General features: G+C 32.1%; 18 protein-coding genes and 2 pseudogenes. 18 read left to right on the top strand and 2 right to left on the bottom strand.

Translation table 11 applies throughout. The features are described 5' to 3' along the window. Positions 1-211: 211 nt before the first annotated feature. Positions 212-1,327: a DUF5667 domain-containing protein gene (locus RCG18_RS21335; RefSeq protein ID WP_308038025.1), complete on the top strand. Its 1,116-nt coding sequence runs from the start codon at positions 212-214 to the stop codon at positions 1,325-1,327. Between the two features lie 230 nt (positions 1,328-1,557). On the opposite strand, the gene RCG18_RS21340 is transcribed toward RCG18_RS21335, so the two are convergent. Then, the gene (locus RCG18_RS21340) at positions 1,558-2,427 is read right to left on the bottom strand and encodes a fumarylacetoacetate hydrolase family protein (protein WP_308038026.1); all 870 of its coding nucleotides are present in this window, start codon (positions 2,425-2,427) and stop codon (positions 1,558-1,560) included. A 228-nt stretch (positions 2,428-2,655) separates the two neighbouring features. Further along, positions 2,656-3,909, bottom strand: a complete 1,254-nt coding sequence (locus RCG18_RS21345) for an Nramp family divalent metal transporter (RefSeq protein ID WP_308042072.1) — start codon at positions 3,907-3,909, stop codon at positions 2,656-2,658. A gap of 314 nt (positions 3,910-4,223) precedes the next feature. Here RCG18_RS21345 and mntR point away from each other — a divergent pair, with 314 nt between their 5' ends. The 17 genes and pseudogenes from mntR (at position 4,224) to moaC (ending at position 21,846) form a co-directional block, all read left to right on the top strand. Beyond that, positions 4,224-4,706 (top strand): transcriptional regulator MntR, encoded by a 483-nt coding sequence (gene mntR, locus RCG18_RS21350; protein ID WP_308038027.1) that lies wholly within the window; start codon positions 4,224-4,226, stop codon positions 4,704-4,706. A gap of 172 nt (positions 4,707-4,878) precedes the next feature. Then, positions 4,879-5,160, top strand: a complete 282-nt coding sequence (locus tag RCG18_RS21355) for a hypothetical protein (RefSeq protein WP_308038028.1) — start codon at positions 4,879-4,881, stop codon at positions 5,158-5,160. 319 nt (positions 5,161-5,479) lie between these two features. Continuing rightward, positions 5,480-8,201: pseudogene (locus RCG18_RS21360) on the top strand (molybdopterin-dependent aldehyde oxidoreductase). A gap of 82 nt (positions 8,202-8,283) precedes the next feature. Further along, positions 8,284-10,557, top strand: coding sequence for a pyridine nucleotide-disulfide oxidoreductase/dicluster-binding protein (locus tag RCG18_RS21365; RefSeq protein WP_308038029.1), 2,274 nt, complete (start codon positions 8,284-8,286; stop codon positions 10,555-10,557). A 2-nt stretch (positions 10,558-10,559) separates the two neighbouring features. Further along, positions 10,560-10,766, top strand: a complete 207-nt coding sequence (locus RCG18_RS21370) for a DVU_1557 family redox protein (RefSeq protein ID WP_178908706.1) — start codon at positions 10,560-10,562, stop codon at positions 10,764-10,766. Further along, positions 10,763-11,500 carry a DVU_1556 family methyltransferase gene (trsM, locus tag RCG18_RS21375; protein WP_308038030.1) on the top strand — a complete coding sequence of 246 codons (738 nt, stop codon included), beginning with the start codon at positions 10,763-10,765 and terminating at the stop codon, positions 11,498-11,500. The genes RCG18_RS21370 and trsM overlap by 4 nt, the downstream gene beginning before the upstream one ends. After that, the gene (locus tag RCG18_RS21380; protein WP_308038031.1) at positions 11,493-11,945 is read left to right on the top strand and encodes a DVU_1555 family C-GCAxxG-C-C protein; all 453 of its coding nucleotides are present in this window, start codon (positions 11,493-11,495) and stop codon (positions 11,943-11,945) included. Before trsM ends, RCG18_RS21380 begins: the two co-directional genes overlap by 8 nt. Before the next feature lies 1 nt (position 11,946). After that, entirely contained in the window at positions 11,947-13,302 is a 1,356-nt protein-coding gene (trsS, locus tag RCG18_RS21385) for a radical SAM (seleno)protein TrsS (RefSeq protein ID WP_308042073.1), read from the top strand. Between the two features lies 1 nt (position 13,303). Next, positions 13,304-14,617, top strand: coding sequence for a DVU_1553 family AMP-dependent CoA ligase (locus tag RCG18_RS21390; RefSeq protein ID WP_308038032.1), 1,314 nt, complete (start codon positions 13,304-13,306; stop codon positions 14,615-14,617). Between the two features lie 2 nt (positions 14,618-14,619). Next, a complete protein-coding gene (locus RCG18_RS21395; RefSeq protein ID WP_308038033.1) occupies positions 14,620-15,672 on the top strand; it encodes an XdhC family aldehyde oxidoreductase maturation factor in 1,053 nt (350 codons plus the stop codon). Continuing rightward, entirely contained in the window at positions 15,665-16,771 is a 1,107-nt protein-coding gene (locus RCG18_RS21400) for a DVU_1551 family NTP transferase (RefSeq protein WP_308038034.1), read from the top strand. Before RCG18_RS21395 ends, RCG18_RS21400 begins: the two co-directional genes overlap by 8 nt. Continuing rightward, on the top strand, positions 16,764-17,357 hold the full coding sequence (locus RCG18_RS21405; protein WP_308038035.1) for a histidine phosphatase family protein: 594 nt from the start codon (positions 16,764-16,766) through the stop codon (positions 17,355-17,357). The genes RCG18_RS21400 and RCG18_RS21405 overlap by 8 nt, the downstream gene beginning before the upstream one ends. Before the next feature lie 12 nt (positions 17,358-17,369). Then, a pseudogene (locus tag RCG18_RS21410) lies at positions 17,370-19,260 on the top strand (sigma-54-dependent Fis family transcriptional regulator). A 220-nt stretch (positions 19,261-19,480) separates the two neighbouring features. After that, complete coding sequence (locus tag RCG18_RS21415; RefSeq protein WP_308038036.1) at positions 19,481-19,969, top strand: MogA/MoaB family molybdenum cofactor biosynthesis protein; 489 nt, start codon at positions 19,481-19,483, stop codon at positions 19,967-19,969. 1 nt (position 19,970) lies between these two features. Next, a complete protein-coding gene (locus RCG18_RS21420; RefSeq protein WP_308042074.1) occupies positions 19,971-20,639 on the top strand; it encodes an ABC transporter permease in 669 nt (222 codons plus the stop codon). Between the two features lie 32 nt (positions 20,640-20,671). Next, positions 20,672-21,373 (top strand): ABC transporter ATP-binding protein, encoded by a 702-nt coding sequence (locus RCG18_RS21425; RefSeq protein WP_308038037.1) that lies wholly within the window; start codon positions 20,672-20,674, stop codon positions 21,371-21,373. Between the two features lie 2 nt (positions 21,374-21,375). Next, entirely contained in the window at positions 21,376-21,846 is a 471-nt protein-coding gene (gene moaC, locus RCG18_RS21430) for a cyclic pyranopterin monophosphate synthase MoaC (protein ID WP_374118950.1), read from the top strand. The last annotated feature ends 31 nt before the right edge of the window (positions 21,847-21,877 follow it).

Below are 21,877 nucleotides of genomic sequence, written 5' to 3' on the forward strand. Positions count from 1 at the left end.
TGAGTTACTTTTATATATAGTACATAAGAATTTTTAATAGTACCATTATAAAACGATAGATGCGCGCGCAAATGTATATGGGAAAATTTATCATATTATAGTTAGTTTAACTACTTTTATAATAATATTAAAAAAAAAATTATGGTACCCCTATAAAATAGGAAAGGTTACCGTAAATATGCATGAGAGGATTTTAAAGGAGGAATTTATTATGAAAAAAATAGCATTATTTGTAGCAGCAATAACTGTATCATTAAGTATTACTGGAAAGGTTTTTGCAGAGGGAGAAACTGCAAGTTATAAAGAAAATGCTGGAATAACTCCAGATAACGTAATTTTATATCCAATAGATAAAGCAATAGACAATTTAAAAATAAATATTGCAAGAGGAGATGAAAGTAAGGCAGAGGCGCTAACTGATGTAGCTCTAGAAAGATTAGGAGAAAGCGAAGTTATGGCTGATAAAGAAAAAACAGAGCTTTCTACAGAAGCGTTAAAGGATTATAGCAACAAAATAAATGAAGCACAGGAAAAAGTAGAGGATGCCGTAGATAAGACATCTGTAGATAATGAAGCAGATAAGGAAAAGTTATCAAAACTTGAAAATCTTGAAACAAAAATAACTGAACAACAGAAAAAGTCAATAGAAGTTTTAAAGGGCTTAGAAAGTAAGCTTCCTGAGAAGGCAAAAGAAACAATATCTATGGTTATCGAAATGCAAACAGCTAAGAAAGAGGCTATAGTTGCAGTATTAAATGAAAGAAAGGTATTAATAGAAAATAAGCAAGCTGTAAAGGATGCTGAAACCAAATTAGCAGAAGCTAAGAAATCAGGAAATGAGCAATCTATAAAGGCTGCAGAGGATTCTTTAAAACAAAAACAAGAAGCCTATAATGTTCAAAAAGATAAGTTTAAACAGTTAGTTGCAGAAAAGAAGGAAGTAATGAAAGGTGGAGTAGGGAAATTAAAGAAGGCTGCTAAGGAAGATGCTAAAAAGAATAGCAGTACAGAGGCTGATTCTCAGAGTAAAGATTCAACAACACAAACTGGGCAACAGCAACAAGAAACAAGCACTACTGCACCAAATAGTACAACTACTACTGATACAAGTAGTGTTTCAAATGCTTCCAAAACACAAAGTACTTCAACTGCAAATAGCACTGCTTCTGTAAGTGAATCAAACAAAGATAAAATTGAAATAAAAGAAAAAGACGAAGATAATGATTCACAAGGAAAAGATGATAAAAATGATTCAAAAGAAAAGAAAAATAAGGAAGCTAAAGAGCACAAATCAGAAAAGGGAAATAAGTCACATGAAGAAGACTAAAATCAATTAAAGCTTAAAACATTTCTTAATATAAACTATTTTATATCTTCAAATTATGTTCAACTAAACTCTAACTGAAGTTTAATTGAACAAATCTAGAGAGGCTTTGGACCTCGAATAAATTAATGGCAATGATATTTTTATCATTGCCATTAATTTATTAATATGATTTTGCTATATTTTCAAGTATTTGAGCGCTGGCAGAAAGCTCCTGAAATAATTTTACATAATTATAATACTTTATTTCTCAATATTCCTATGTTTTCTATATAACATTCAACTTCATCTCCAGATTTTAAATATCTTGGAGGTTCAAAGCCCATACCAACGCCTGCAGGTGTTCCAGTAGCAATTACATCGCCAGGTTTTAAAGTTATGCCCTGTGAAAATTCACTTATTATATTAGGTATGTCAAAGATAAATTCTCTCGTATTTGAATCCTGTCTTAATTCACCATTTATATATGATTTAATGTTTAATTCAAGTGGTAATTTCAATTCATCTTTATAGACTATCCATGGTCCCATTGGGCATGTCCCATCAAAGCTTTTTCCCTTAAGCCATTGTACGTGCTTCCATTGAGCATCTCTTACAGAAACATCATTTAAAATTGTATAACCAAATATATATTCTTCGGCTTTATCTCTAGGAATATTTTTACCTTCTTTTCCTATAATAACAGCTAACTCAACTTCATAATCTAATTTATCAGTTAAATTTTCATGAGATTGTATAATTCCGTTATGAGCTATACATTTATCAACAATTTTAGAGAAATATATTGGGTGTTCAGGTACTCCATTTTCTTTATCAATAACCTTTGCAACCTCTTTTATGTGCTCTCTGTAATTTTTACCTAAGCAAATTATGCCTCTAGTAGGATTAGGAATAGGAGATTCTAAGGTTACATCATCTAAGCTTATTGTATTACTGCTATTTAAAATCATTTTTATTTGATTTTCAATTTGTACATTAAATTTATTTATAAGGTCCAACATTGAAAAATTCGGAAAAAGATTTTCAAGAGAAATTAATGAATTGTTATTTGATAAAACACCTATAACATCTTTAGTTCCTAATTTAAAAGTAACAAAACGCATAATTATTACCACCTTTTTATATAAATAATTATCAATATTTTTGAAACTATTTTAATTATATCATCAAAAAAGAGAATTTAAATAATAAATTGCTAATTTTAGAAAGTTTATAGGTATATGGTATTATAAGCAATTAACAGTATAAAGGCATATCTGATAAAGTTTTTTTAGTATCAGATATGCCTTATTTATATCCTTGTATTAGCAGTTTTTAATTAAGCTGGCTATTTAAACTCTACCTGCAAAGGTAAGTATCAAGAGAACAATGTTTAAAATGATAATAGTAGATGCAATAAACCAGCCTATTATTTTTGTAGGGGTGGTATTAACAAAGCTGCCCATTAAATTCTTTTTACTACTTATAATCATCAAAGGAATTATAGCAGCAGGAAGTGCAAAACTCAGTATGACTTGACTCAATACTAGAGCTTTCATTGGGTTAATACCGAGTAAAATAATAATCATTCCTGGCGCCATAGTTATAATTCTTCTTATGTTAATATTGATTTTTAAGTCTACAAATCCATCTAAAAGACTTTCACCAGCCATAGCTCCAACTGCAGACGAAGATAAACCAGATGCTAAAAGAGCCATTCCGAAAGCTCCACTAGATAAAGTTCCAAGTAGGGGCTGAAGTGATCTATGGGCTTGTTCAATTGAGTCAACAGCTATTCCCTGTTTATAAAATACTGCTGCTGATACTATTAACATTGCTGCGTTCACAAGAAATGCAATATTCATTGCTATAAATATATCTATTTTTTCCATTTTAAAGTGCTCAAGTTTTTCCCTAAGTGTATTATTGGTGTTCCTAGGCTGAACTAATGCAGAGTGAAGATAAATAACATGCGGCATAACGGTTGCACCTAGCATGCCTACTGCTATCAATAAGGCATCACCATTGGGAATGGATGGCATTATAGTATGAGATGCCACAGAAGACCATTCAGGCTTTGCGAGAAAAACCTCTAAAGTGTATGCAGCGCATATTACTGCTACCAGTACTGTAATAATAATTTCTACTGCTCTTTGTCCGTATTTTTGCATATTCACGATCAGAAAAGTTAGAAAGATTGTAGCTATACCTGCATATACCAAATCAACTTTAAATAAAAGGTATAATCCTAAAGTGGCTCCTAAAAACTCTGCTAAAGTTGTAGCCATAGCAGTAATACAAGAAATACCCCACAGAAACCAATTGACTCTTTTTGAAAAAACCTGCCTACACATTTGAGAGAGATTAAATCCTGTAGCAATGCCTAATTTTGCTGATAAAGTTTGAAGAAATATAGCCATTATATTGCTCCAGAGTATTACCCATATTAAATTATAGTTGAAAATAGAGCCACCAGCTATATTTGTTGCAAAATTACCAGGATCTACATATGCAACACTTACGATGAAGGCTGGGCCTAAATATTTTAATAAATTTTTAATTTTTCCAAACACACCTATGTTATAGCGACTATTTACTATTATCATTTTCTTTAATTCTGTATCTTCATACATATACTAAACCTCCAATAGAATATAAAATTTATTAGCTCAATATAATATCAACTAACTTAAATTTACAATTTAGCTGCAAGTTAGAATTTATCTATAGTTAAATTGTTTGCTGGTTTAAATATTAATGCCATGTAAGATAATTAAAGGCCATTAACATTTTTAGTCCAAACTAACTTTTCTAATTTTAGGATATGTATTTGTAAAATAAATGTGATAAAAAAGTTCTATTTTATATTTTTAATGCATATATTTGTACATGGAATAATATGAGTAGAGCAGGTGGGGAAATGGATAATGAAGACTTTTTTACCTTTAGTGAATACATGAAAAAAGAATGTGATACTTTAACTGCATCTATGGAAGATTATTTAGAGATGATTTACAGACTTTCTGAACAAATAGGATTTACACGAATTCATGATCTAGCTAAATCCTTAAACGTACAGCCTCCGTCAGCAACAAAAATGGTTCAAAAGCTATCAGAATTCAAATTCGTCAATTATGAAAAATATGGAATAATAATACTAACAGATGAAGGAAAAAAAATGGGGAAGTATCTGCTTAATAGACACAATATTATTGAAGGATTTTTTAAGGTCTTAGGCATATCTGATGGGTTATTAGAACAAACAGAAAAAGTTGAACACACGATAAGCAATGAAACAGTAGAATACCTCAGAGATTTTATAGCTTTCATTCAAGAACGACCAGACATAATTAGTGATTTTGATATGTTCAGAAAAAATGTGAAAAAAAACGAAGAACTTTAATAAAAAGTTCATGAATTATTAATACTTTATAAAGTGATATTTAATACTGGTTTCTTTGGTTGTGTGATATAATATTCTTATATTAATCTTGAACTATAATATCTATGTATTATAATAGAATATAAAATAGTCAGTTTAAGATAAGTAAAGTAAAGAAATGAGGTTTTAAATCATGGATTTTATAAACAGAAATTTTTCAGGAATGTTTAGAACTATAATTATAATAGCTGCGGTACTTATATTTATCAGAATATTTCCTTGGCTTATAGCAGTAGGGGTTGTTGCTTGGGGAGGAATCAAATTAGTGAATTACATTAAATCATATAAAGACGTAAAAACAAGAAAAAGAGAAAAAGTTGATACTAAAAGCAAAGCTTATGAACAACAAAATTATTATGATTTTTCAAATAAAAATGTTGTAGATGTGGAATATGAAGAGGTTAAAAATAATTAAAGCTAATTAAGAGAAGGAAGCTCAAAATATATGGGCTTCCTTTATTTTTTTATAATTTGTTCGAAAATTGAGCAATAATTTTGATAAAAGTAAAAAAATACAAGTTTGTAGAATGAATTTTATAATATTGATTAAAAAACGAACACTAGCTCAATGTGATTTTGTTAGAAAAACGAACAAAAAATAATTTTATATATTGAAAATGGCTTAATTCCATATTATTACTGTTGGCACGTATATTGCTAAACAATTTATATAGGTAGCTTGAGTTATATTAAAATTTATAATATAACAATTAAATAAAAATGGGGGTATTTTAATGTTAAAGAAAACTTTAATTATTAATGGTATCAGTAGAACTGTTATTGCTAATCCGGAAATGACTTTGGCAGAAGTTTTGAGAAAACAAATGCTTCTTACAGGTACTAAGGTTGGTTGCGGTAAAGGTGAATGTGGGGCTTGTTCCATAATAATGGATGGGAAAGTTGTAAGGTCTTGTATCGTAAGAATGAAAAGAGTTCCAGATGAAGCAGAAATAATTACTATTGAAGGTGTGGGGACTAAAGATAACCTTCATCCACTTCAATTAGCATGGATGATTCATGGAGCTGCACAGTGCGGATTCTGTTCCCCAGGATTTATAGTATCTGCTAAAGCTTTGCTTGATGAAAATATAAATCCAACTAGAGAGGATGTAAGAAGCTGGTTCCAAAAAAATAGAAATGTATGCAGATGTACAGGATATAAGCCATTAGTAGATGCAGTTATGGATGCAGCAAGGCTAATAAGAGGGGAAATAAAGAAAGAAGACTTGTGGTATAAGCTGCCTGAAGGAGCAAGTGTTTTAGGTTCAAAGGTTGTTCGTCCATCTGCAGTAGCAAAGGTAACAGGAACCTGGGATTTTGGAGCAGATTTAGGGTTAAAACTTCCTGAGGATACATTACACATAAAATTAGTACAGGCTAAAGTTTCACATGCTAATATTCTCTCAATAGACACATCAGAAGCAGAGAAAATGCCTGGAGTTTATAAAGTTATAACATATAAAGACGTTCCAGGAACCAACAGAATAAATGGATTGGCATTCCCTTCAAATAAAGGTGATGGTCTGGATAGACCTATATTAAATGATAAAAAAGTTTTCCAATTTGGTGATGCTATAGCTATGGTACTTGCAGATACTCCATTCCAAGCAGAAGCTGCTGCAGAAAAAGTTAAAGTTCAATTAGAAGAACTTCCAGCATATATGAGTGCACCAGCAGCCATGGCTGAAGATGCTATAGAAATTCATCCAGGAACTCCTAATATATATTTTGAGACAACAATAGCTAAAGGTAATGACACTAAAGATTTAATGGATAAATTAGATTATGTAGTTGAAGATAATTTTTATGTAGGAAGACAGCCGCATCTTCCAATAGAGCCAGACGTAGGTTTTGCTTATTTCAATGAAAATGGAAAACTAGTTATACATTCCAAAAGTGTAGCACTCCATTTCCATTCACTTATGATAGCAGATGGTATAGGAATGCCAGCACAGGATGTTCTTATAGTTCAAAATCCTACAGGTGGTACTTTTGGATATAAGTTCAGCCCTACTATAGAAGCTTTACTTGGTGTAGCTGCAATAGTAACAAAGAAACCAGTATACCTTGAATTCAATATGTATCAGCAGATAACTTATACAGGAAAGAGATCACCTTTCTTTATGAATGTTAAGTTTGGAGCCGACAAGAACGGAAAGCTTGTTGCAATGGAAAGTGATTGGTCAGTAGACCATGGTCCATACTCAGAGTTCGGTGACCTACTTACTATGAGAGGTACGCAATTTATAGGAGCTGGATACGATATAGCAAATATAAGAGGAGAAGGAAGGACTGTTTGTACTAACCATGCTTGGGGATCAGCCTTCAGAGGATACGGTTCACCACAGAGTCTTTTTGCTTCAGAAGTTTTGATAGATGAATTAGCTGAAAAGGCAGGAATAGATCCACTTGAAATTAGATACCAAAATGTATATAGAGAAGGCTCTACTACGCCTAATGGTTGTGACCCAGATGTTATTTGTTTACCAACTATGATAGAAAAGTTACGTCCATTATACAAAGATGCAAAGAAAAAAGCTGAAGATAAAAACAAAAATAGTGGAGATAAAAAATATGGAGTAGGAGTTTCATTACTTCTTTATGGCTCAGGTCTTGATGGTGCGGATTCTTCAGAAGCTTGGGCAGAATTGACTCCAACAGGAATAGTTATTGGCAACTCATGGGAAGACCATGGACAGGGTGCTGACATGGGAACTTTAAGTATAGCTTATGAAACTTTAAGACCACTAGGAATTAAGCTTGAACAAATAAAATTAGTTATGAATGATATGGAAAAAACTCCAAACAGCGGACCAGCTGGCGGAAGTCGTTCTAACGTATTAACTGGAAATGCTACAAGAGTTGCCTGTGAAAATCTATTAGCAGCTATGAAAAAAGCTGATGGAGCTTATAGGACTTATGATGAAATGGTAGCAGAAAATATACCAGTAAAAGTTGATGGAAAGTGGACAGCACCTTGTACCGCTTGCGATGTAGCAAATGGTCAAGGTAACCCATTCCCATGTTACATGTATGGAGTACTCATGGCAGAAGTAGAGGTAGATACTACTACTGGAAAGGTTAAAGTAGAAAAGCTTACTATAAGTTGCTGATGTAGGAACTGTAGTAAATAAACTAGTAGTAGATGGTCAAATATATGGAGGTTTAGTTCAAGGTATAGGTTTAGCATTAAGTGAGGACTTTGAAGACTTAAAGAAACACACTACGCTTACAGGTTGCGGTATACCTCAAATTAAGGATGTTCCTGATAATATAGAAATAATTTATCAGGAAACTCCAAGACCATATGGACCATATGGTGCTTCAGGAGCAGGAGAAATGCCTCTTTCAGCACCACATGCAGCAATAGTTAATGCAATATACAATGCTTGTGGAGCGCGCATAACTAAACTGCCAGCACTTCCAGAAAAAGTTTTGGCAGCACTTAAAAAGTAATTATATAGGGGTATAAGACGGTCAGTTAACTTATACCCCGGACTATGTTTCCAAAATACAGACTGAATGAAAGGTGAATGCTATGGATTTAGATAAGTTATTGAAAAAAGGTGATAAGTGTATTACAGATGCACCTTCAGCTTGCGTAGCTGCTTGTCCTGTGCATATGGATGTAAAATCATTTGTTGAGGAAATAGAAAAGGGTGATTTTAAAAAGGCTTATAAAGTTATGGCTAAAAAGCTTCCATTTACGAGAGTAATAGGCCGAATATGCGATCATCCCTGTGAAGATGTATGTGTTAGAAAAGAACTTGGAGGAGCTATAAATATATCTGAGCTTGAAAAAGTTACAGTAAAACTGGGGGCTTCAACTAACAAAAGAACATTGGCTATACCTAGGAACGGAAAGACTGTGGCAGTAATCGGTGGAGGAGTAAGTGGAATTACAGCAGCTTTTGATTTAGATAAAAAAGGCTATGAGGTCACAATATATGAAAAAAATTCAAAGTTAGGAGGAAGGTTATGGGACTTTGAAGGAGAAAATCTTTCAAAGGAGCTTATAGAAGAAGAGCTTGAAGTATTTAAAAAAGGAAGTATAAAGATAGAGCTAAATAGAGAGATTGATGAAAAAGAATTGAGTAAAATATTAAAAATATATGGCGCAGCCTATATTGGAACAGGCTCTTGGAAGGAAGATATAAATGTAGACTTTAGAACCTTCCAAGTAGAAAACACTTCACTATTTGCAGGAGGAAGGCTTATAAATAAAAATAACTCTATTATATTGTCATTAAGTTCAGGGAGAAGAGCCGGTATATCTATAGATAGGTACATTCAAAATACTTCAATTACCGCTGCGAGGGGAAATGAAGGAGGGTATAAAACACCTTTAAAAATTGCAACTGATGATATAGAGTCAATGCCAGCAATGAGAAAATATGACTCACAATATAGTGAAGAAGATGCAATAATTGAAGCCAAAAGATGTTTGAAATGTCAGTGTCTTCAATGTCTAAAAGCTTGTGTTCATCTTCAAAAATATAATGTTATCCCTAAGAACTATGTAAGACAGATAAATCATAATGAAACTATAGTACTTGGAGATCGCTATGCAAACAAAATGATTAATTCCTGCACCCTTTGTGGGCTATGTGGAGAAATATGCCCAGAAGGCATAGAGATGAAGAATATAATAAAAGAAACTCGTGAAAGTATGGTAGAAAGAGAAAAAATGCCAATATCTGCTCACGATTTCGCATTAAAGGATATGGAATTTAGCAATAGCAGCTATTTTTCAATGATAAAGAATCAGCCTGGTTATGAAAAGGTAAAGTATGTATTTTATCCAGGATGTCAGCTGCCAGCATCTACACCAGAATATATAGAAAAAATATACAGTTATCTTATGTCAAATATTAAGGATGGTGTAGGTTTAATGTTAGGGTGCTGCGGTGCACCAGCAGATTGGGCAGGAAGACAGGATTTAATGCAAGAGAATATAAGACATATCAAAAATAGTTGGGAGAGCATGGGAAGACCGACTTTCATTCTAGCTTGCTCAAGTTGTTACAGTATATTTGAAAAATATATGCCTGAAATAAACTCAGTATCCTTGTGGGAAACCATGAAAAATCACAAGATTCCTATTAATAATAAAATAAAAGAGAACTATGTTTTAAATGTACATGATGCTTGTACTACTAGATACAATGAAAAAATTCATGAAAGCATAAGAACTATAGCATCTGAACTGGGATATAAAATAGAAGAATTAAAGTTCTCAAAGGAAAAAACCAAGTGCTGCGGCTATGGTGGACTTGTGTATTTTGCTAATAAAGAGCAATCACAGGAATTTATAAAAGATAGAATAAAAGAGAGCAGTAGAGATTACTTAGTTTATTGCTCAATGTGTAGAGATTTATTTGTATCTGAAGAAAAGAGGACTTTTCACATTTTAGATTTAATTTATGGTGAGAATTTGGAGAAAGTATCATTAAGACAAGCTCCTACTTTATCTCAAAGACATGAGAACAGAGCACTTGTTAAAATTAATCTATTAAAGAGGTTTTGGAATGAGGAAATAAATGATTTTACTAGGGGTTCCGGACTAAAGTTAATCATAAATGATAATATACAAAAACAAATGGAGGATAGGTTAATTCTTTTTGAAGATATAGAGAAAGTAATAGTTAATGCACAGAAAAACAGGGAAAGATTTTTAAATCCAGAAACTATGCATTATTTGACCAGGATGAGAATTAGAAATGTTACCTATTGGGTGGAATACGAAGAAAAAGATAAGGAATTAATTATTCATAGTGTTTACAGTCACAGAATGGAAGTAGTGGAGGAATAATTATGAATATTAATAAAGAAGAAAAAACTCCCTGGATTTGTGATAAGTGTAATAAGGAGCTTCAACTCTCACAGGTAAAGGTTGTCTACCTTGGAGGAAACTTTGAAGTAGAGCTTATGCAGTGTCCGCAGTGTAAAATGGTAATTATAGATGAAAAGTTGGCACTAGGCAAAATGCTTGAAGTTGAAAAAGGACTGGAAGATAAATGACAAAATGCTGTAATGCTTATGAAAACAAAAACATGCTTGAGGTTACAGGAACAACCTTAAGACCAGGGGGATTTATCTTAACAGATAAAGCTGTTCAATTTTGTAAGTTTTCTGTTAGAGATCAAATAATGGATTTAGGCAGCGGAATGGGAGCTACAGTTAACTATCTTTATGAAAAGTATGGAATGAATACTGTAGGAGTAGACCCATCACAAAAATTAATAGCTATGGGAAGAGATAAATATAAAAATATTAACTTGATTAATGGCAGGGGAGAAAAGCTTCCTTTTGAAAATGAAAGTTTTCAAGGAGTATTTGCAGAATGTACTTTATCTCTTATGAATAATTTAAATGTTGTTATAGAAGAAGTATATAGGGTTTTAAAAAATTATGGATATTTCGTAATCACAGATGTATATGCAAAAAATCCTCACTTTGCAGATAAACTAAATACGCTTTCAATTAATAGCTGTATGAGGGGTCTTCACAATTTGAAAACACTTAGAGAAAAATTAATAAGACAAGGCTTTGAGATAATGCTTTTAGAGGACTGTAGTTCTATGTTAAAGGCACTTATGGTTAAGATAATATTTTCATATGGTTCTATGAGTGTTTTTTGGAATAAAACTTCAGAGTGTTCTGTGAATGGAACGGAGTTTCAAGAAATACTTAAAAACTGTAAACCTGGATATTTTATTATGATAGCTAGGAAAGGGGATAAAGGTAATGAATGATACTGCTTTTCGCATATATAAATTAGCTTCTACAGGCTTTTGTTGCAGTCAAATAATGCTGAAGCTTGCTTTAGAGGAAGAAGAAAAAGAAAATGCAGATTTAATAAGAGCGGTAAATGGTCTCTGCGGAGGTATAGGTTTTACTAAAAAGACCTGTGGAGTTCTTACAGGTGGAATAGGGATTATAGGTTTGTATGCTGGCAAAGGTGAGGATAGAGAAGTTTATAAGGAAGATTACAAGACTATGATAGAGGAATATATAGATTGGTTTGAGGAAGAGTTTAAAAGCACAGAATGTGGGGATATAATAGGAATTCAAAGTATCAGTGATGATGCTGGGAATATACACTATCCAATAAAATGCGGAGATATATTACAAAAGAGCTATGAAAAAGTTCAGGAGATATTATACAAACATGGATATGAGTTTGGAGATAGAGATTAGTATGAAGAATGTAAAAGTAATTTCCAGAACTGAAAGCTTATGTCCCCACTGTTTAAAGAAAATAAAGGCAGAAAAGATTTTAGAAGATAATAAAGTGTATATGAAAAAGTATTGTCCGGAGCATGGACAGTTTAAAACTATTATATGGAGTGGAAGTACTCCTATGGAAAAATGGGTGAGAAATAAGGAAAGAGCCTATATAAAGAATCCTGCTGTTTCCAGTGAAAAAGGGTGCCCTTTTGACTGTGGCCTTTGCAGTGAACATAGGCAACATACCTGTACAGCACTGATAGAAGTTACTAACCGTTGTAATTTAAATTGCAAATTTTGTTTTGCTGACTCCTCCTGTAATCAAGATGAGGATGTTTCAATAGAAAAAATAAGGTTTTTATATGAAAGAGTTCTAAAATACTCAGGCAATTGCAATATTCAGTTATCTGGTGGTGAGCCTACAGTGAGAAATGATTTGCCACAGATAATAAGGTTAGGAAGAGAACTGGGGTTTGATTTTATACAGGTTAATACTAATGGAATACGCATAGCGCAGGATGAAGGCTATGTTAAAGAGCTTAAGGAAGCAGGATTAGCTTCGATTTTTTTACAGTTTGATGGCACCAATGATTCAATATATAAAAAATTAAGAGGAAGGGAATTGCTGGAGTTAAAAATGAAAGCATTAGAAAACTGTAAAAAGTATGGCATAGGAGCTGTACTAGTTCCAACCTTAGTTCCAGGAATAAATGTAGATAACATAGGAGAAATAATAGACTTTGCACTGGAGAACATAGCTGTAGTAAGAGGAGTACATTTCCAGCCTGTAAGTTATTTTGGAAGAATACCTAATATTCCAAGGGATGAGGATAGAATTACACTACCAGAACTTATAGACAAAATAGAAGAACAAACAAAGGGTAAGATTAAGGTCAGCAGCATGAAGCCTCCTGGGTGCGAAAACGCTTTATGTTCTTTTCATGGTAATTATATTTACAAGAACAAAAATGAGTTACTAAGCATTACAAATAAATCAAATAACTGCTGTTCAAAAACTGAAAAGGCAGAAGAAGGAGCTAAAAAGACAAAGGAATTCGTTACACGTAATTGGTCTTCAAGAAAAATGGAAGGTTTTAACGGCAAACTAAATTCTAAAAAAGTGATGAGTTGGGATGAGATATTATACAGTATAAAAAATTATTCCTTCAGCATCTCTGCTATGGCTTTTCAAGATATATGGAACATAGACTTAGAAAGAGTTAAGGATTGCTGCATTCATGTAGTAAGCTTAGATGGGAGACTTATACCTTTTTGTCTTTATAATATTACAGATGCACAGGGAAACTATATATACAGGGGAATGTGATATGAAGATTACACCTATGGAAAAATGGATGGTAGATAAAATTGGAATTAAGGAAGGCAATAATAAAGAATTAGAACAATATCAATTAAATAAAATAAAGGAGGTTATTGCTTATTCAAAGAAATACAGCAGATTTTATAAGGAACACCTGAAGTGTTTTAATGAATTAGATATAAATTCTTTTAAGGACTTTGAAAGTATACCATTTACGCTGCCGCAGCATATAAAAAATAATCCCCTTGATTTTTTATGTGTCTCCCCAAAAGACATTGATAGAGTAGTAACCTTAAGAACTTCTGGTACAAGCAGTGAAGAAAAAAGAATATATTTTACAGAGAAAGATTTGCAGCTTACAATTGACTTTTTTAAACATGGAATGAGTTCTTTAGTTGATAGAAAAGATAAAGTATTAGTGCTCTTACCAGGAGAATCTTATGGAAGCATTGGTGACTTGCTACAAAAAGCATTAAAAGAAATAGACATAGAATGTTATGTAAAAGGAGTATCGGTTAAACCAAAAGATGCAGCAAAGTTCATACAGGATAAGAATATAAATTGTATCGTAGGAATTCCGATACAGTTACTTCAATTAAGTAGAATAGAGAGCGAAGTATTTAAAAAGAATATAGAAAAGATACTCCTAAGCACTGATTATGTACCAAAAACTTTAATAAAAGAAATTACAGAAAAGTTTAATTGCAAGGTTTTTACCCATTATGGAATGACTGAAATGGGATATGGTGGAGGAGTTGAGTGTGAAGCATTAAATGGGTATCATATGAGGGATATAGACTTATATTTTGAGATAATAGATCCGGTTACAGGGAAAACAGTAGAAAATGGTCAGTATGGAGAAATAGTATTTACAACACTTGCAAGAGAGGGGATGCCTTTAATAAGATATAGAACTGGAGATATAACAGCCTTTAGTTCACAACCCTGTCCTTGTGGAACTTTCTTAAAAACAATGAGCCCAGTTCTTGGAAGGATAGATAATAGAATTAAGGTAGATGAAGATAAGTTTATTTATATGAGAGATTTAGATGAAATTATTCTATCCTTTAAAGCTATAATAGACTATAAAGTTTACATTGAGGAAGGCAACATAATATTTATAGACTTAATTACATTAAATGAGCGTGACTTTCATAAAGTATCAAAGGAAATGATGAGCTATACTAAAGAGATACCAGTAATTAAAGAAGCATTAGTTGAAAATATTATTGAAATTGTATTAATACATTCATTAGAGCCTAGCATAATTAAAAATAGCATGACAAAGAGAAGGATATATGATTACAGAAAGAGGGGTTAATTATGAGAGATATATATGAAGTAATGACTGAATGTTTGGATAATAAAGAAAGCTTCGTGCTAGCTACTATTTTAGAGAAATCCGGTTCCGCTCCCAGAGAAGAAGGAACAAAGATGATTATAAAAAATGACTTTTCAATTGAAGGTACTATAGGTGGAGGTATATTTGAAGCTATGGCTATAAAGTTATCTTCACAGATTTTTGAAAATAAAGAGTTTATAATTAAGAAATTCGCCTTATCTAATAATGGTGCTTCAGCCCTAGGCATGGTCTGTGGTGGAGAACTTAAATTGCTCTTAGAATATATAGATTGTAATGATGATGAGATGGTATTAATGTACAAAAAGGCAGCAGAACTTAAAAGAAAAGCAGTTAATTTTGCATTTATAACAAAAATAGAAGAAAAGCAAAAAAACATAAAAGGAACAGAAAAATGGATTTGTACAGAAACAGGATTTTTCGGAGAAGAAAACGATATAGCTCAATGTATATTTAGAAAAGTAAGAGAAAATTTTAAAAATATAACTTTTCAAAATTTAGTTGCTGAGGGAAAGAAATATTTAGTAGAACCTGTTTTGAATCATGAGGCTGTATATATAATAGGTGCTGGACATGTGTCACAAAAAATTGCAGAAATAACTAAAATGTTAGATTTTAAAACAATTATTATAGATGATAGAGAAGAATTCGCTAATAGAGAAAGATTTAAAACCGCTGATGAAGTAAAAGCAATTCCTTCTTTTGAAAATATATTTAATTATATAAATATTGATAGTAGAAGCTATATTATTATAGTTACAAGAGGGCATGCCTATGATAAAGAAGTACTAGCACGAATGCTTAAAACCGATGCAAGATATATAGGTATGATAGGAAGTAAGACAAAGAGAGATTTTGTTTACAACTGCCTCTTAAATGAAGGATATACTTCAAAGGACATGGAAAGAGTATACTGTCCCATAGGTCTTTCTATATCTGCACAAACTCCTGAAGAAATAGCAGTAAGTATTGCAGCTGAGTTAGTTCTAGTTAGGAGATCACATATTAGTGAATAAAGATAACTTTGCAGCTGTAATTCTCGCGGCAGGATATTCTTCAAGAATGGGAGACTTTAAACCTCTTCTGAAATTTGGCGAATATACTGCATTAGAAAGCATTATTAATACTTTTACAACTTCAGGAATTTGTAATATTATAGTAGTAGTGGGGCATAGAGGAAAAGAGGTAATAGATGTATTAAAAGGCTCGCAAGCTAAATGTATAGAAAATAAAAACTACTCTCAGGGAATGTATTCTTCAGTATTAAAAGGTATAGAGGCCTTAAATGAGAATGTTAGCGCATTTTTTATGCTTCCAGTAGATATCCCTCTTGTGAAAATACACACTATAGAAACGTTAAAAAGCCAATATTTATGCTGTGATAAGGGAATAATTTATCCAACTTTTAATGGTAAAAGGGGACACCCGCCTCTAATAGATTGCAAATACAAAGATATAATATTAAAAAATAATGAATATGGAGGATTGAAAAATATACTTTCCAAGTTTGACGATGATTCTATAAATGTTCCTGTACTTGATAAATTTACAATAATGGATATGGATACTAAAGCAGATTATATAGAACTGCTCAAATATTTTAGTTTGAAGGTTCCAAATAGAGAGGAATGTTATAGTATTTTAAAAATGCATGACGTATCAGATAATGTAATAAAGCACTGCGTTAAAGTGTCAGAGATAGCCACATATATTTTAAATATATTAAATGAAAAAGGATATAATTTTGATGAAGATCTGCTGTCAGCTGCAGCACTATTACATGACATAGATAGAAAATCTACAAACCATGCCAAAAAAGGAGAGGAAACTTTAAAGAAATTAGGATATGAACATATAGGTAACATAATATCTACACATATGGATATAAAAGTAAGTGAAAAAGAAAATATCACAGAGAATGAAATACTGTATTTGGCAGATAAACTTGTGAAAGAAGATAAAGTTATACCTCTTGAGTGTAGGTTTGATCGTTGCTTATTGAAACACAAAAATGATTTTGCGGCTGAGGATAAAATAAAACAGAGATATATAGAGGCTAAAAAAGTTGTTAGCAAAATTGAAGCCGTAATAGGTAAGAGTTTTGATTATGAATAGAAGTATTTACTTAGTAAGGCATGGAAATATAGATGCTGGGCAAGAGAAACGTTATATAGGGGTCACAGATTTGCCTTTAAGTGAAGAGGGAATTATGCAAGCTCAAAGGCTTAAAAAATTTTTTTATAGTATAAATATTGAGAAAGCATATGTAAGCCCTTTAATGAGATGTATACAGACAGCAGATATAATTTTTGAAAATAGAGACATTAAAAGAGTAGTAGTGAAAGAGTTTACTGAAATAAATATGGGGCAATGGGAAGGGAAAACATTTAAACATATAAAAAATTTTTTTCCTAAACAATTTAAAAAAAGAGGAGAGAATATAGATACTTTTGTACCTACAGGAGGGGAGAGTTTTCAACAGCTTAAAGATAGAGTTATTCCTATTTATGAAAGTATTGTTAAAAATAGCTTAGGTAATATAATTATAATTTCACATGCAGGTGTAAATAGAATCATATTGAGCAACCTTCTAGCAATACCTATAAAAAACATATTTCAAATTGATCAGCAGTACGGTTGCGTAGATGAAATTTATTATGATGATGAATACCAAAACTACCAATTGAAAATGTTGAGATAAAGGGGTGTTAGCATGTCTATAGTTGAATATAAATCCGAAGTTGAGTGTAAATCTGATATAGATCTGTCCCATGAAAGGTGTAGACGCTTTAAAATAAACCCTAATCAAGTTTCAAGTAAAAAAATTATATATGACGATACGGAATTACAGAAAAGATTTGCAGTTAATAGAGATTTAATATTGACAGCTACACCGTATATGGAGCAACTAACTAATTTTGTAAAGGATTTAACTTTTTCGTATTGCTTACCGATGGAGAAGGCTGTATATTGAATGCAATAGGGGAAGAAAAGATACTCTCAGAAGCATTTTCTATGAAGATGATACCAGGAGCTTTTATGAATGAAGAGAATATAGGCACAAATGCCATGAGCATGGTTATAGAAATTCAAAGTCCTATACAAGTTTCTGGCAGGGAACATTTTATCAAAGCATATCATAAATGGACTTGTTCCGCAGCGCCTATAAAAGATAATGAAGGAAGGCTTATAGGTGTTCTTAATCTCACTGGGTACATTGATTTTGTACACCCTCATACATTAGGAATGGTTATAGCTGCATCTAATGCTATAGAAGAAATGCTAAAAGTAAAAAATTACAACAAAGCTCAAAATACGAATGATAGACATATAAAGAATGTATTTAACTCCATTCCCATCGCAATAATAACTTCCGATATAAATGGCAAAATAAAAATTTGTAATGAATGTGCGCTGAAAATGTTTGGTAGCAAGGACAAGCAACTGAGAATATCAGAAATAAGAGACCTTATAGAAGATTGGGATAAGGTGAAAAATGACGCATGCCTAGGGAAAAGCATTTCTCAAGAAGTAAATATAATGGCGTTAAGAAACAAATTTAGATGTCACTTAACTGCCAATCCAATATATAATTCTTCAGAAGAAACTATTGAAATAGTATATGCTTTTGAGGAAATAAAGAAAGTAAAGAAAAAAGACAATGGGCAGGCTTATTATACTTTTAATAAAATAATTGGGGAAGATGAAAACTTTATAAAGGTAATCCAATATGCTAAAAAAATTGCAGATAGTAAATCTACCATCCTCATAATGGGTGAGAGTGGTACTGGGAAAGAAGTATTTGCACAATCTATTCATAACTACAGCAGTAGAATAGACGGTCCTTTTATAGCTTTAAACTGTGGTGCTATTCCTAAACAGCTTATAGAATCTGAACTTTTTGGGTATGAAGAAGGATCTTTTACAGGAGCTAAAAAAGGTGGCAATATTGGAAAGTTTGAATTAGCTGATGGCGGGACTATTATGCTGGATGAGATTGGAGAAATGCCTCTTGATATGCAAACAAGACTTTTAAGAGTTGTACAAGAAGGAACAATAACAAGAATAGGAAGTTCTCAATCTATACCAGTCAATGTACGAATAATTGCTGCCACCAATAAGGATTTAAAGAAAGAAGTTGAACTAGGTAGGTTTAGAAAAGACTTGTATTATAGGCTTAATGTACTGCCTATATATCTACCGCCTCTAAGAGAAAGAAAAAAGGATATACCAATTCTTATAGAATATTTTTGAAAAATATTTCTGAAAGACTTAATAAAAAGGATATGATTATACCTAATGAATATTCAAAAAAGATGTTAAGTCATAGTTGGCCGGGAAACATAAGAGAATTAGAAAATTTTATTGAATTAATTATAAATACTGAATGTATACCATCCGGTTATTTTGGGGAAGATGACTGTGAAAATGAAGCTTTTATTGACATTAATAGTGAATGCCTAAAATTAGAGTATGCGGAAAAAGAGCATCTGACAAAGGTGATAAGAAGATTTAAAGGAAACATTACGCGGTCTGCAGAAGCTCTTGGTATTAGAAGAAACACTTTATATAGTAAAATTAAAAAGTATGAAATACAAATATAAAGTGATATTCATATAGAGTGCAACTTTAATTTACGTTGCAAAATTTATTAAATAGAGTTATTATAAATATAAGAATATTGTAAATTTATGTAATTATGCTGTATAATTATAATAAGTTTATAAAATCTAATATAATAATTCTGGTTATTTTAGTTGTAAGAACGTCAGAATAGCCAAAGAATTTTATAACTTAAATCTTATTACTAATGGAGGTTTGGCGATGATAAAGACAGCAATTTTAACTATAAGTGATAAAGGATCACGAGGAGAGAGAGTAGATGGAACAGGAGAAGCTATAAAAAATACCTTAGATTCAAAGGTATATACTATAGAATATTATAAAATAATACCAGATGATATGGATAAAATACAAGAAGAACTTATACAGCTTTGTGATAAGCTTAAGGTAAATCTAATTTTAACAAACGGAGGCACAGGCTTTTCAAAAAGAGATGTAACTCCAGAAGCTACAATGAAAGTAGTAGAAAAAAATGTGCCAGGCATTGCTGAAGCTATGAGGAGTGCATCCTTAAAAATAACTCCAAAGGCTATGCTTTCAAGAGCGGTTTCTGGCATTAGGGGTGAAACGTTAATTGTTAACTTACCAGGCAGTCCTAAAGGAGCTGTAGAAAACCTGCAAGTAGTTCTTCCTGCGCTTCCACATGGAATAGAGATACTCACAGGAAAAGCCTCTGAGTGTGCAAGATAGAATGCTAAAAGCTATTTATGCCTTTTCTGCACAGTACTGCGATATATATAACGTGGTAGCAATGTCGATGATTGTATCATTAATATCTACTGCTTTAGCATCTGTGATATCTTTAACTCTAGCAATTCCTGCGTCTCTAAAGAATTTCAAAGGAAAGAAGCTTATTTTGAGAGTAGCTAATACTCTTATGAGCTTGCCACCAGTACTTATGGGATTAGTTGTATATTTAATGCTTTCTAAGGAAGGTCCTTTGGGCAATCTTCAACTTTTATTTACGCCAACAGCTATGATCATCTCGCAAACATTATTAGTGTTGCCAATCATATTTGGAGTGGCTGTGTCAGGAGTATCTAAAACATCAAAGGAAATAGAGAATACTTGTGTTTCCTTAGGAGCAAATAAAAAAGATGTATATATCACTATAATAAAGGAAAGTAAAATTCAAATGCTTTCTGCAATAACTGTTGGCTTTGGACGAGCTATCTCCGAAGTTGGAGCAGTAATGATGGTAGGTGGAAATATACAGGGCGAGACAAGGGTTATGACAACATATATAGCTCTAGAAACAGGAAAGGGAAACTTTAAAGAATCTTTGATTATAGGTGCGATACTACTTATAATTTCATTTTTAGTGAACTTCATTTTATATAGATTTCAAGAGGATAATTAAATATAGGCAAATTGTACAAGAAGGGATATATAATGCAAATAGATATAAAAAATGCATGTAAAGCTTATGAAGGAAAAGTTGTATTAAATGTAGCTGAATTTACCTTTAAACCGGGAAAAATATATGCTATACTAGGCCTTAATGGCAGTGGTAAAAGTACTTTATTAAATTGTATTGCAGGCATTTGTAATTTAAGTTCTGGTGACATTGTTTATAACGAAAAATTTAAATTAAAGGACATAAGAAAAAGTATTTCCATAGTAAGCCAAAAACCATATTTGTTTAATTCCTCAGTACGTGATAATATAGTTAGTGGATTAAGATTCAGAAAAATGAGTGTTGATAATATAAATAAGAGATTGACAAAATACACAAACTACTTCTCAATAGATAAGCTTTTAAATAAAAATTGTAAAAAGCTATCTGGAGGAGAGGGAGCAAAAGCCGCAATGTTGAGAACAATAGTACTTGAAACAGATGTTATACTATTAGATGAGCCTACTGCAGCTATGGATGTGGAAAGCACCTTAGAAGCAGAAAAGCTTATAAAATCTATAGTAAGCGGCAATAAAACTGTAATAATGATTACGCATGATTTATATCAGGCTGAAAGAGTAGCAGACTATGTGATCTTTATGGATAAAGGAAAAATAATCGAGTACGGGACAAAGGAGAAGGTATTTAAGTATCCTGAGCATCCACTTGTAAGGACAATTTTAAATAGGGGGAATTGACAATGGGCCTAACTCACATAAACGAACAAGGAAGAGCTAAAATGGTAGATGTAAGTGAAAAAGAAGACACTGCAAGAGAGGCGATTGCGGTAGGATCTATATACATGAAAAAGGAAACTCTTGAGAGAATAAAAGAAGGTGGCATAAAAAAGGGTGATGTATTATCTGTTGCACAGGTTGGAGGAATTATGGGAGCGAAAAATACCTCTAATATTATACCAATGTGCCATCCTATAAATATATCTGGATGTAATATAAGCTTCAAGTTAGATTTTGAAAATTTCAAAATTGATATAGAAGCTTCAGCAAAAACAGTAGGAAAAACAGGAATAGAGATGGAGGCTCTTACAGCTGTTTCTATCGCTGCCCTTACAATTTATGATATGTGTAAGGCTATCGATAGAGAAATGACTATATCTAATATAATGCTTATTAAAAAGAGCGGTGGAAAGTCTGGATTATTTCAACGCTAAAATATAACAAAAACTTGAGGAGATTAAAGTC

Source organism: Clostridium sp. OS1-26 (assembly GCF_030915445.1).
Classification (GTDB): Bacteria; Bacillota; Clostridia; order Clostridiales; family Clostridiaceae; genus Clostridium_AM.